This is a genomic window from Streptomyces sp. NBC_00210, assembly GCF_045160975.1.
In the GTDB taxonomy this organism is placed as follows: Bacteria; Actinomycetota; Actinomycetes; order Streptomycetales; family Streptomycetaceae; genus Streptomyces.
Map to the genome: position 1 here is coordinate 4,402,394 of NZ_CP108120.1, position 12,335 is coordinate 4,414,728.

The 12,335-nt window shown below is 68.5% G+C and carries 12 protein-coding genes and 1 tRNA gene; 7 read left to right on the top strand and 6 right to left on the bottom strand.

Annotated features, from left to right (window positions below; genetic code table 11):
• Nucleotides 1-36 precede the first annotated feature (36 nt).
• The 4 genes from OG729_RS19910 to OG729_RS19925 all read right to left on the bottom strand — a co-directional run bounded on the left by OG729_RS19910 (nucleotide 37) and on the right by OG729_RS19925 (nucleotide 4,380).
• Entirely contained in the window at nucleotides 37-564 is a 528-nt protein-coding gene (locus tag OG729_RS19910; RefSeq protein ID WP_405807415.1) for an RNA 2'-phosphotransferase, read from the bottom strand.
• A gap of 215 nt (nucleotides 565-779) precedes the next feature.
• Nucleotides 780-1,730 (bottom strand): MerR family transcriptional regulator, encoded by a 951-nt coding sequence (locus OG729_RS19915; RefSeq protein ID WP_360867273.1) that lies wholly within the window; start codon nucleotides 1,728-1,730, stop codon nucleotides 780-782.
• The gene (locus tag OG729_RS19920) at nucleotides 1,727-3,496 is read right to left on the bottom strand and encodes an SDR family oxidoreductase (protein WP_405807417.1); all 1,770 of its coding nucleotides are present in this window, start codon (nucleotides 3,494-3,496) and stop codon (nucleotides 1,727-1,729) included. Before OG729_RS19920 ends, OG729_RS19915 begins: the two co-directional genes overlap by 4 nt.
• The gene (locus OG729_RS19925; RefSeq protein WP_405807419.1) at nucleotides 3,493-4,380 is read right to left on the bottom strand and encodes a M24 family metallopeptidase; all 888 of its coding nucleotides are present in this window, start codon (nucleotides 4,378-4,380) and stop codon (nucleotides 3,493-3,495) included. The genes OG729_RS19920 and OG729_RS19925 overlap by 4 nt, the downstream gene beginning before the upstream one ends.
• 238 nt (nucleotides 4,381-4,618) lie before the next feature.
• Between OG729_RS19925 and OG729_RS19930 the strand changes: the two genes are divergently transcribed.
• The 7 genes from OG729_RS19930 (at nucleotide 4,619) to OG729_RS19960 (ending at nucleotide 10,187) form a co-directional block, all read left to right on the top strand.
• On the top strand, nucleotides 4,619-5,584 hold the full coding sequence (locus OG729_RS19930) for an ABC transporter ATP-binding protein (protein ID WP_360867403.1): 966 nt from the start codon (nucleotides 4,619-4,621) through the stop codon (nucleotides 5,582-5,584).
• Complete coding sequence (locus tag OG729_RS19935; RefSeq protein WP_405807421.1) at nucleotides 5,581-6,483, top strand: ABC transporter permease; 903 nt, start codon at nucleotides 5,581-5,583, stop codon at nucleotides 6,481-6,483. Before OG729_RS19930 ends, OG729_RS19935 begins: the two co-directional genes overlap by 4 nt.
• Entirely contained in the window at nucleotides 6,480-7,391 is a 912-nt protein-coding gene (locus OG729_RS19940) for an ABC transporter ATP-binding protein (RefSeq protein WP_360867285.1), read from the top strand. Before OG729_RS19935 ends, OG729_RS19940 begins: the two co-directional genes overlap by 4 nt.
• Nucleotides 7,392-7,408: 17 nt before the next feature.
• Nucleotides 7,409-8,128: an ABC transporter permease subunit gene (locus OG729_RS19945; RefSeq protein WP_405807423.1), complete on the top strand. Its 720-nt coding sequence runs from the start codon at nucleotides 7,409-7,411 to the stop codon at nucleotides 8,126-8,128.
• Between the two features lie 268 nt (nucleotides 8,129-8,396).
• Nucleotides 8,397-9,110 carry a hypothetical protein gene (locus tag OG729_RS19950; RefSeq protein ID WP_405807424.1) on the top strand — a complete coding sequence of 238 codons (714 nt, stop codon included), beginning with the start codon at nucleotides 8,397-8,399 and terminating at the stop codon, nucleotides 9,108-9,110.
• 101 nt (nucleotides 9,111-9,211) lie between these two features.
• Nucleotides 9,212-9,889, top strand: a complete 678-nt coding sequence (locus tag OG729_RS19955; protein WP_405807426.1) for a rhomboid-like protein — start codon at nucleotides 9,212-9,214, stop codon at nucleotides 9,887-9,889.
• A 211-nt stretch (nucleotides 9,890-10,100) separates the two neighbouring features.
• Nucleotides 10,101-10,187, top strand: a tRNA-Ser gene (locus OG729_RS19960).
• A gap of 35 nt (nucleotides 10,188-10,222) precedes the next feature.
• Here the strand turns inward: OG729_RS19960 and OG729_RS19965 are convergent.
• Together OG729_RS19965 and serS are read right to left on the bottom strand one after the other, a co-directional pair.
• The gene (locus OG729_RS19965) at nucleotides 10,223-11,044 is read right to left on the bottom strand and encodes an HAD family hydrolase (protein ID WP_405807427.1); all 822 of its coding nucleotides are present in this window, start codon (nucleotides 11,042-11,044) and stop codon (nucleotides 10,223-10,225) included.
• Complete coding sequence (gene serS / locus OG729_RS19970; protein WP_405807428.1) at nucleotides 11,041-12,318, bottom strand: serine--tRNA ligase; 1,278 nt, start codon at nucleotides 12,316-12,318, stop codon at nucleotides 11,041-11,043. The genes OG729_RS19965 and serS overlap by 4 nt, the downstream gene beginning before the upstream one ends.
• Nucleotides 12,319-12,335 lie beyond the last annotated feature (17 nt).

Consider the following 12,335-nt stretch of genomic DNA (forward strand, 5'->3'; position numbering starts at 1 on the left):
CTTACCGTCCCGCCCGCCGCGGATCGGCGGACGCGCTCATGCGCCGGGGAAGCGGAGAAACTCCGGCGGTACGGCGTCGGCGAGCCAGACGCCGTTGGCACTGACGTGGAATACGTGGCCCGCCCGGTGCATCGCGCCGGCGTCCACGGACAGGACGACTGGGCGGCCGCGGCGGGCGCCGACGCGGGTCGCGGTATCGCGGTCGGGCGAGAGATGCACATGGTGACGGTTCATGGGGCGCAGGCCCTCGGCGCGGATCGCCTCCAGACTGCGGGCGACCGTGCCGTGGTAGAGGTACGCGGGCGGCTCGGCCGTGGGGAGGTCCAGGTCGACCTCGACGGTGTGGCCCTGGTTGGCGCGGATGCGGGTGCCGTCGATGGTGAAGCGCCGCTTGTCATTGACGGCGACGACATGGTCGAGCTCCGCCCGGGTGAACCGGAAGCCGTGCGCGGCCGCGGCACGCATCAGTTCGTCGACCGCCACCCAGCCGTTCTCGTCGAGGGTGATGCCGATCCGCTCCGGCTGGTGCCGCAGATGCTTCGACAGGTACTTGGACACCTTCACGGTGCGTCGGTCATCGGGTCTCTCATGGGGTCGGTCATCGGATCGGTTGTCGGGTCGGTTGTCGGGTCGGTTGTCGGGTCTTTCGTTCATCCCGTCAGCGTGCCCTCGTCCCGGTCCCGTCGCCACTGAGAAAAATCGCTCTACAGGTTTGATCCACAGCCAACTGTAGTTATCCACAAGGGAATTGAAGGTTCTGTGGACAACGGAACGCCAATTTAGGCTCTTTGGTCAAATTGGGCTGAATGTACGCTCCTTGAGGTGAGAGCGTCCAATGTTCTGGCCTGTACCTCCCGTTCGGCGGCCGCCGCGATGAAGGCGGCCGCGTTCTGTTCGCCAACCAGTGCCTGCACCGCTCGAATTGTCTCCGTGGGCAGCAGCACCGACCGGGGCTCGCTCTCCACCGGCTGCGGTCCCTCGGCAGTCAGATGCTGCTGCAGATGCCGGCTGGCGAACGTCCGCATGGCCCGGGCCAGTTCGGCGTCGACCGTCTGCTGTGCAAGTGGTCTCAGCCGCCGCACCAGAGCCGCCGCCTCGGCGGCATCCGCGTCGGTAGGGGGCAGATGGCCGAGACAGCGCGCGAAGACATGCTCGGTGGTGAACTCCAGGAAACGGGACGCTATGTGCTCGACCTGTCCACGAAGCTCCCGCAGATGACGGGAGATTGCCGAGAGCGGCACCCCGGACGCGTACAACTCGGCCGCCACGGCCAGCTCTTGGGGACTGGGCACCAGAAACTCGTCGTCCCGCCCCGGGACGCGTTCCAGTACGCCGAGCTCCACCGCCTCCTCGACGGCGGCCTCGTCCGGCTTCCCGCCGAACTTGCCGTCCAGCTCGGCGCGGGTTATCCGGGCCGCCACCTCGTCCGTCCACGGCCCCTGCACCTCCGCCACCAGACCGAGCACCCCGCCGAGCCCGCGCCCGGCGTCCCAGGCCTCCAGCAACTCCTTGATCGAGGCCAGGGTGTAGCCGCGGTCCAGCAGATCGGCGATCTGCCGCAGCCGGGCCAGATGGGTGGAGCCGTACACATTGGCCCGCCCGCGCCGCTCCGGTTTCGGCAGCAGTCCGCGGTCCTGGTAGGCGCGGATCGTACGGACCGTGGCACCGCTGTGGTGCGCCAGATCCTCGATCCGGTACTCGGCTACTGACTGTGCTCCCACAGCGCTCATAGCGGCGGCTCCCATCGTGCTATCGCCCGCAGGCTCCCGGGCATGAAGCGGGACATGAAGCGGGCGCCGCGCGCCTCGGGCGTCACCGGCACAACAGCCTGGTTCCTGACGACGGCGCGCAGGATCGCGTCGGCGACCTTCTCCGGCGGGTAGTTTCGCAGCCGGTACAGCCGGGCGGACTTCTTCCGGCGTCGCTTCTCCTCGGCCTCGTCAACCCCGGCGAAGCGCGCGGAGGCCGCGATGTTGGTGTTGACGATGCCGGGGCAGATCGCCGAGACCCCGATGCCCTGTCCGGCCAGCTCCGCCCGCAGGCACTCGCTGAGCATCAGCACCGCCGCCTTCGACGTGCTGTACGCGGGCAGCAACCTCGTGGGCTGATAGGCGGCAGCGGACGCGGTGTTGACGATATGGCCGCCCTGGCCACGCTCGGCCATCTGCCTGCCGAAGAGCCGGCAGCCGTGTATGACCCCCCACAGATTGACGTCGAGGACCTTCTTCCAGTCCTCGGCGCTGGTCTGCAGGAAGGAGCCGGACAGCCCGATGCCTGCGTTGTTGACCAGGACGTCCACCACGCCGTACTCGGTGGCGACCTTCACGGCGAGCTTCTCCATCGCCGGCTCGTCGCTGACGTCCACGGTCTCGCCCCAGGCTTCGGGCGCACCTATCAGCCGGGACAGTTCCGCGGTCCTGGCCGCCCCTTCGGCATCCCGGTCCACCGCCACGATCCGCGCCCCCGCCTCGGCGAACGCGAAGGCGGTGGCCCGCCCGATGCCGCTCGCCGCGCCTGTCACCAGGACGAGCTGCCCCCCGAACCGCTCGGCACAAGGCCCCTTGGCCACGGTCTGACGCGCGGCCATGCCCGCCCCGAAGTGCTCGTTGGCCGTGACGAACTCGCCGATCCAGGCCGACAGCTGGTCCGGCCGGGTGCGCGGTATCCAATGCTTGGCGGGCAGCGAGCGGCGGGTCAACTGGGGGACCCACTCGCCCAGTTCGTCATAGAGCCGCTCGGACAGAAAGGCGTCGCCGGTCGGCGTGATCAGCTGGACCGGCGCGTGGGCGTAGGCGTCGGCGCGGGGGCGGCGCAGCCTGGCCCGGACATTGTCCCGGTAGAGCCATGCGCCGTGCGCCGCGTCCTGCGGCAGCGACGGCGTCGGGTAGTCGCCTGTCGGCACCTTCTCGATCCGCTGCAGGATCTTCGGCCACTGCTTGCCCAGTGGCCCGCGCCAGGCGAGCTCCGGCAGCACCGGCGTGTGCAGCATGTACACGTACCAGGACTTGGCGCCCTGGCCGAGCAACTGGCCCACCCTGCGGGGCGTCGGCCGGCTCATCCGCCTCTTGATCCAGTGCCCGAAGTGGTCGAGGGACGGGCCGGACATGGAGGTGAAGGAGGCAATACGGCCCTCGGCGCGCTGCACGGTGACGAACTCCCACGACTGCACCGACCCCCAGTCGTGGCCGACCAGATGCACCGGCTTGCCCGGACTCACCGCGTCGACGACCGCCAGGAAGTCGTCCGTCAGTTTCTCCAGGGTGAAGCCGCCGCGCAGTGGAGCCGGCGAGGTGGAGCGGCCATGCCCCCGGACGTCGTACAGCACCACATGGAACCGGTCCGCCAGGCGTCCGGCGACCTCCGTCCACACCTCCTTGCTGTCCGGATAGCCGTGCACGAGCAGCACCGTCGGCTGCGTCGCATCACCCAGCTCGGCGACGCACAGCTCGACTCCGCCCGTACGGACCCAGCGCTCCCGTGCCCCCTTGAGACTCACGCCGACTCCTTCTCATGGTTGTCTCCCAGAGCCGACACCCGGCACGAGTCATCCGCCCAGCGCCGCACATGCGGCAGATCGTCGTCCAGCCAGAACGCGCTCTGCTCCGGGTCCTTGGAGTCGGTGACCACCAGGATCTCCTCGAACTTCGCGCCCGTGCCCCGGAACCCGAGGTGCGGCTCGACCGCCCACAACCCCGGCCGGGGCGGGTGGTCGGAGAATGCATACGGACTCCACAGCGGCGACCAGCCGTCCCGGTGGCCGTGCAGCGCGTCGCTCGCCAGTCCCTTCAGCGACTGGGTGCCGAAACCGAACAGATGCGGCGACCAGCGTCGCTCCTTCACCCGGTCGATCTTGTGGGCGATGACGCCGAAGGGGTAGGCGCGGTGCCGGTTGGCGTACCCCTGGCGGACCATGAGCCGGTCCACGTCCTCATAGATCTCGCGCAGTGAGCGCCGCTCCCGCACCTCGCGCAGGATCAGCTCGCGGTGTGCCTCCAGGTCGGTCAGCAGCTTGTCGTGCACGGGGTTGAGGCCGAGGCAGCCCGAATACCCGATGTCGGCCGTGAAGCCTTTGTGGACAGGTGCCATGTCGAGGATGAAGGGCATCCCCGCCTCGAGCTTCCGGTTGGTGGGGAAGAACTGGAGCGGTATCCGGAAGTTCACGAAGGCCGTACGGTCCCCGAACCATGCGAAGGGCAGATGGAACCAGTCCCGCACGCCACGCTCGCGCAGCCACTCCCGTTGCATCCGGGCCGCTTCGCGCTCGGTCACACCCGGCTTGAGCTGCGCCGCCACTGCCTCCGCGCATGCGTACGCGAGGCGCTGCACCTCCCTGAACCCCCGCAGTTCCGCGGTCAGTTCACTCTCCACTGCTGAGCTCATGCCACCCGCCCGTCCCGTGTGCGGTGCTCGCTCGTAACTTGACACCGATGAATGTGACAATGCCCGGCGGCTGCGTCAAGGGCTGTGCATCAGCCTGTGGAAAACTCACCGGCCGCCGTGGCGCGGTCGACTTTGGTCGCAGGCCCCTTACGGGTCCGTACCTCTGGAGTCGGACACCGATCCAGCCGTCAGGGCTGACGCCCGGTGTGTCCTGCGCCACTACCTTCGAAGTGTGACTGTGATCGCGACCGAAAGCCTGAGCAAGCGGTTCCCCAGGGTGACCGCGCTTGACCGGCTCTCGTTGGACATCGGACCCGGTGTGACCGGCCTGGTGGGCGCCAACGGAGCCGGCAAGTCCACGTTGATCAAGATCCTGCTGGGTCTGTCTCCCGCCACCGAGGGCCGGGCCGCAGTGCTCGGTCTCGACGTCGCCACCAGTGGCGCCGCCATCCGGGAGCAGGTGGGATACATGCCCGAGCACGACTGCCTGCCGCCCGATGTCTCGGCCACCGAGTTCGTCGTCCACATGGCGCGCATGTCCGGGCTGCCGCCGACGGCCGCCCGCGAGCGCACCGCCGACACCCTGCGCCACGTCGGCCTGTACGAGGAGCGCTATCGCCCCATCGGCGGCTACTCGACCGGGATGAAGCAGCGCGTCAAACTCGCGCAGGCCCTGGTCCACGACCCCAAGCTGGTCCTCCTGGACGAGCCGACCAACGGCCTCGACCCGGTCGGCCGCGACGAGATGCTCAATCTGATCCGCCGCGTCCACACCGACTTCGGCATCTCGGTCCTGGTCACCTCGCACCTGTTGGGCGAACTCGAGCGCACCTGCGACCACGTCGTCGTCATCGACGGCGGCTCGCTGCTGCGCTCGAGCTCCACCAGCGACTTCACCCAGACCACCGCGACCCTCGCGGTCGAGGTCACCGACACGGACACGCACCCCGACGGCACGGCGGTGCTCCGTAAGGCACTGGCCGCCGCCGGAGTCACGCTGCACGCGCGCGTGGAGGACGGTCTGCCCGGAGCGGGCCACATCCTGCTGATCGAGGCGACGGGCGAGGAGACGTACGACGTCGTGCGCGACACAGTCGCCGGGCTCGGCCTCGGTCTCGTACGGATGGAACAGCGTCGCCACCACATCGCGGAGGTCTTCCGTCCGGAGGCGGCGGCACAGCCCATGGAGGTGCAGGCGCGATGAGCACAGAGCTCACCGGGGTCCACAACGAGACCACCCGGATCCACAACATCGGCTACCGGAACTACGAGGGCCCGCGGCTCGGCCGTGCGTATGCGCGTCGCTCTCTCTACTCCCAGTCGCTGCGCGGCGCCTACGGCCTCGGCCGCTCGGCCAAGTCCAAGGTGCTGCCGATGATCCTCTTCGCGGTGATGTGCCTGCCCGCGGCGATCATCGTCGCCGTCGCTGTCGCCACGAAGCTCAAGGACCTGCCGCTCGACTACACCCGCTATGCGATCGTCACGCAGGCGGTCATCGGCCTCTTCCTGGCCGCGCAGGCTCCGCAGTCCGTCTCGCGCGATCTGCGCTTCAAGACGGTGCCGCTGTACTTCTCGCGCCCGATCGAGCGCATCGACTACGTCCTCGCCAAGTACGGCGCGATGGCCTCGGCCCTGTTCGTGCTCACCGCGGCGCCGCTGGTCATCCTGTACATCGGCTCGCTGCTCGCCAAGATGGACTTCGTGGACCAGACGAAGGGCTTCGCGCAGGGCATGGTCTCCGTGGCGCTTCTGTCCGTACTCTTCGGCGGGATCGGACTGGTGATGGCCGCGCTCACGCCGCGCCGCGGCTTCGGCGTCGCCGCCGTGATCGCCACGATGACCATCACCTACGGCGCCGTCTCCACCGTCCAGGCGATCGCCTGGGAGACCGGATCGCCCGAGGTGATCAAGTGGCTGGGCCTGTTCTCGCCGGTCACTCTCATCGACGGCGTACAGACCGCCTTCCTCGGCGCCACCTCGGCCTTCCCCGGTGAGGCCGGCCCGGGTGCCGGGCCCGGCGTGGTCTATGTGCTCGTCGTCCTCGCGCTCGTCGCCGGCTCGTACGCCGTACTGATGCGCCGCTACCGAAAGGTCGGGCTGTGACAACCATCAACATCGAGCACACCTCGCGGTGGTTCGGCAATGTCGTGGCCGTCAACGACGTGACGATGACGATCGGCCCGGGCGTCACCGGTCTGCTCGGCCCCAACGGCGCCGGAAAGTCCACGCTCATCAACATGATGGGTGGTTTCCTGGCCCCGTCGACGGGAAGCGTGACGCTCGACGGGCACGCGATCTGGCGCAACGAGTCCGTCTACCGGCAGATCGGCGTCGTGCCGGAGCGGGAAGCGATGTACGACTTCCTCACCGGCCGCGAATTCGTCGTCGCCAACGCCGAGTTGCACGGCCTGGGCAAGAAGGCCGCGCAGAAGGCGCTCGCCACGGTCGAGATGGAGTACGCGCAGGACCGCAAGATCTCGACGTACAGCAAGGGCATGCGGCAGCGCGTGAAGATGGCGTCGGCCCTCGTCCACGAGCCGTCCGTGCTGCTGCTCGACGAGCCCTTCAACGGCATGGACCCGCGCCAGCGCATGCAGCTGATGGACCTGCTGCGGCGGATGGGCGCAGAGGGCCGGACCGTGCTGTTCTCCTCGCACATCCTGGAGGAGGTCGAGCAACTCGCCTCCCACATCGAGGTGATCGTCGCCGGCCGCCATGCCGCATCCGGTGACTTCCGCAAGATCCGCAGGCTGATGACGGACCGGCCACACCGCTATCTCGTACGGTCCAGCGACGACCGGGCCCTCGCCGCGGCCCTGATCGCCGATCCGTCCACGGCGGGTATCGAGGTCGACCTTGCCGAGGGCGCGCTGCGCATCCAGGCCGTCGACTTCGGCCGGTTCACCGAACTGCTGCCGAGGGTCGCCCGCGAGCACTCCATCAGGCTGCTGACGGTCTCGCCCTCGGACGAGTCCCTCGAGTCGGTCTTCTCCTACCTCGTAGCGGCCTGAAAGGAGCTGTGACGTCCATGTACAACCCCACAGTCGCCCGGCTCACCTACCGGGCCGTGCTCGGCAGGCGCCGGGCCGCGATCCTGTTCGTACTGCCCGGTCTGCTGCTGCTCATCGCGGCGGCGGTACGGAGCTTCAACGGCGTCGACGACCAGGTCGCCGCCGACCTCCTGGGCGGGTTCGCCATCGCCACGATGGTGCCGCTGATCGGGGTGATCGCGGGCACCGGGTCGATCGGCCCCGAGATCGACGACGGGTCGATCGTCTATCTGCTCGCCAAGCCGGTGAAGCGCCCGACGATCATCGTCACCAAGCTGGTCGTGGCCATCGCGATCACGATGGCCTTCTCGGCGATCCCCACGCTGATCGCCGGGTTCATCCTCAACGGCAACGGCCAGCAGGTCGCGGTGGCGTACACCGTGGCGGCGCTGGTTGCCTCGATCGCCTACAGCGCACTGTTCCTGCTCCTCGGGACGGTCAGCCGGCACGCGGTGGTCATCGGACTCGTCTACGCGCTGGTGTGGGAGACGCTGTTCGGCAGCCTGGTGCCGGGGGCGCGCACGCTGAGCGTCCAGCAGTGGTCGCTGTCGCTCGCCGAGAAGATCGGCGGGCAGGGCCTGATCGGCTCGGACGTGGGGCTGCCGCTGGCGGTGGCGCTGCTGGCGGGGGTCACGGTCGTGGCGACGTGGTACGCGGGACAGAAGCTGAGGGTGCTGAAGCTCGCCGGCGAGGAGTGAGAGGAAGAGCTTGCGTTGCCGTTCAACCCCTGTCCAGAGGACGGGGGTTGACGTGTATCCGCGTGACTGTGCGTTTATCGGCTCGTTGTTCACTGCGCGTGGAGGCAACTGGAGTTCGTGGCGACGAGAGTTCGTGAAGTTGGGGATTGCCGGTACTGGATCGAAAGCCGGGCCGGTCATTGGGTGAGTAGCACCGTGAGCCGACCTCCACCCCTGTGCCCGGGGAGAGGGCCGTCCATGACCGGTTTCACGAACGGAAGGCATCCCCATGCCATCGGAAGTCGCCCTGCTCGAATCGCGCACGATGCGTGACGAGCATTTGGGGCGCGTCGACGTCCTCGACAAGGTGAAGGCTCTTGTCATGCTCCCGGACGGAGTTCACGTTCGCACAGAGGATGTGGCGCGGTACTTCGAAGTATCCACAGTCGTCATCCGGAGGTTGACCGACCGGCATCACAAGGAGTTCACGGAGAACGGGATGCGCGTGCTGCGCGGCGCTGAACTGCGATCCTTCCATAGAGACATGGTGTCGCTATGGGACGCCAACCAGGGTGAAAGTTATCCACAGGCGGTGACTCAGCTCAGGCTCTACACCCGCCGCACCGTGCTCAACGTCGCGCTGCTTCTTCGCGACAGCGACATCGCCCGCTGTGTCCGCACCTACCTCCTCGACGCCGAGGAAGGCTGGCGCAAGGGGTACGCATCCCTCGACCGCCGGGTCACCGCCGCCGAGGCGAACCTGGACACCGTCGGCCGCGCGCTCCAGGAGCTCGGTCCCGTGATCAACGGGATCTCGGTACGTCTCGATCGCCTCGACCGGCGGCTCGACGCCACCAATCAAGTCGTCGGGGCCATCAGCAACCGGCTCTGCGACCTCTCCGACGACATGCGGCGGATGGAGCGCCGGATGGACAAGAGGATGGACGACTTCGCCCATCAGCTGAGAGAACTGCAGCGCAGCCAGCGACGTAAGCGCCGTTGACGGACCGTTGACGGACCGTTGACTGACTGCTGACGCGGCGCCGATGTGCCGCCTCGATGTCGTACGGCGCACCGACCGGACAGACGCGTCATGATCGAGGGGTGAGCGCAGCGACAGACCGTACGGGCCGGGGCGAGCCGTCCCGGCCCGTACGGAGCTGGATTCGCTCGACGCCCGGCACTCATGTCTGGCTGCTGATCATCGCCGTCACCAGCATCGTCATCGAATTCTCCACGGAAGGTCTTGAGCTCTATCTGCTCCACCGCACCAGCAGCAATGTCCACGAGCTCTCCGCCCACCCCTTCCAATCGCTGCTGACCAGCGCGTTCTGGATCGAGAACCCCTCGTCCTTCCTGCTTTACGCGGTCCTCTTCGAGATCTTCCACGCGCACGTCGAGCGCTGGATCGGCACCCTGCGCTGGCTGTTCACGGTCGCCACCGCGCATATCGCCGCCACGCTCATCAGCCAGCGGGTCGTGCTGCTGAGCATCGAGAACCACGAGGTGCCGCGCAGGATGGCGCATGTCGTGGACATCGGGGTGAGTTACGGCATCGCCGCATCGGTCGGCATCCTCACCTACCGGCTTCCGTACCGCTGGCGCTGGCTCTATCTCGCGGGCGCGCTCGCCTTCTTCGGCGTGCCGCTTGCGACCGACGGGACCTTCACCGACCTCGGGCATGCCATCGCCCTCGGCATCGGCCTCCTCGGCTGGCCACTCACACGGAATCCCGGTGGGACGAAAATCAGTGGCAGCGAACCGTCGGCCGAGGCAGAGTAGTTGAGCCGGCGCACGCCAGTGCGACCGACGCCATCCGACCGGGAGAGGAGCGCGGCGATGACCGAGAGTACGAGTGCGAGTCCGTCGAGCTCCCAGCAGGGCAGCGCCGGGCAGGACGCGGAGTAGCCACCGACACTCCGCGGAGCCGCCCGCGAGCAGTTGCCCGGGGGCGGCCGCTTCGAGCGCGCATCTGCGCGGGCCGCCCCCTCCCGGAGGATTGGCCGAGTGGTAAGGCAGCGGCTTGCTAAGCCGTCGTCGGGGCGGAAGCCTCGCGCGCGTTCGATCCGCGCATCCTCCGCAGCCCTTGGGCGGGCCGCAAGACAGGCGGGACTTCTAAAACCCGCCCTGGCCCAGCAGGTGTTCCAGCGTGATCGCGATGCCGTCGTTTTCGTTCGACGCCGTGATCTCGTGCGCCACTGCCTTCAACTCGTCGTGCGCGTTGGCCATCGCCACACCGTGCGCCGCCCACCCGAACATCGGGATGTCGTTCGGCATGTCACCGAACGCGATCGTGTCCGAAGCCCGCAGCCCCAGCCGTCGCGCCGCCAGCGAGAGTCCGGTCGCCTTGCTCAGCCCCAGCGGAAGGATCTCCACGATCCCCGGACCCGCCATCACCACGTTCACCAGGCCGCCGATCGTCGCCCTGGCCGCCTTCGTCAGTGCGTCGTCGTCCAGCCCCGGATGCTGGATGTAGAGCTTGTTGATCGGGGCGGACCACAGTTCGGACGGGTCCTCGAAGGTCACCACCGGCAGCGGGCCCTCCTGCACCCGGTAGCCCGCGCCGACCAGCACCTCGCCATCGAGCCCGTCGCGGCTCGCGGCCAGCGTCAGCGGGCCGATCTCCGCCTCGAGCTTGGCCAGCGCCAGAGCGGCCAGTTGCCGGTCCAGTGTCACCGACGTCAACAGCCGCCGTTCACCCGCGTGGTAGACCTGCGCGCCCTGGCCGCAGACCGCCAGGCCCTCGTATCCGAGGTCGTCCAGGATGTGCCGGGTCCAGGGCACGGCGCGGCCGGTGACGATGATGTGGGCGGCGCCCGCCGCCGTGGCGGCGGAGAGCGCGTCACGTGTGCGCTGTGAGACCGTGTCGTCGCCCCGCAGCAGCGTGCCGTCGAGATCCGTTGCTATCAGGCGGTACGGGAAGGGGGCGGGGCTCACTTGGAGACCGGCTCCAGCACCTCACGCCCGCCCAGGTACGGCCGGAGCACCTCGGGCACCCGTACCGAACCGTCCGCCAGCTGGTGGTTCTCCAGGATGGCCACGATCGTGCGCGGTACGGCGCACAGCGTGCCGTTCAGCGTCGCCAGCGGCTGCACCTTCTTGCCGTCGCGCATGCGCACGGACAGCCGGCGGGCCTGGAAGCTGTCGCAGTTCGACGCGGAGGTCAGCTCGCGGTACTTGCCCTGGGTCGGGATCCACGCCTCGCAGTCGTACTTGCGCGAGGCGGATGCGCCCAGGTCACCGGTCGCCACATCGATCACCTGGAAGGGCAGCTCAAGGCCGGTCAGCCACTGCTTCTCCCAGTCGAGGAGCCGCTTGTGCTCGGCCTCCGCGTCCTCGGGAGCGACGTACGAGAACATCTCGACCTTGTCGAACTGGTGCACCCGGAAAATGCCGCGGGTGTCCTTGCCGTACGTCCCGGCCTCGCGGCGGAAGCAGGGCGAGAAGCCCGCGTACCGCAGCGGCAGCTTCTCGGCCTCGATGATCTCGTCCATGTGGTACGCGGCGAGCGGGACCTCGGAGGTGCCGACCAGGTAGTAGTCGTCCTTCTCCAGGTGGTACACGTTCTCCGCGGCCTGGCCGAGGAAGCCGGTGCCCTCCATTGCGCGCGGGCGGACCAGCGCCGGGGTCAGCATCGGGATGAAGCCGGCCTCGGTGGCCTGCGCGATGGCGGCGTTGACCAGCGCGAGCTCGAGCAGCGCGCCGACGCCCGTCAGGTAGTAGAAGCGCGAGCCCGACACCTTGGCGCCGCGCTCGACGTCGATGGCGCCGAGCGCCTCGCCGAGCTCCAGGTGGTCCTTGGGCTCGAATCCCTCGGCGCCGAAGTCGCGGACGGTACCGTGCGTCTCCAGTACGACGAAGTCCTCCTCGCCGCCGACCGGGACGTCCTGGTGGACGATGTTCCCGAGCTGGAGCAGCAGCCGCCTGGTCTCTTCGTCGGCCTCGCCCTGCGCGGCGTCGGCCGCCTTGACGTCGGCCTTCAGCTGCTCGGCCTTCTGCAGCAGCTCGGCGCGCTCTTCGGGTGTGGCCTTGGGGATGAGCTTGCCGAGCTGCTTCTGCTCGGAGCGCAGCTCGTCGAAGCGGAGGCCGGACGACCTGCGCCGCTCATCGGCCAGGAGGAGGGCGTCCACAAGGGAGACGTCCTCTCCACGGGCGCGCTGGGAGGCGCGAACACGGTCGGGGTCCTCACGAAGCAGGCGAAGGTCAATCACCCCACCAGGCTACCGGT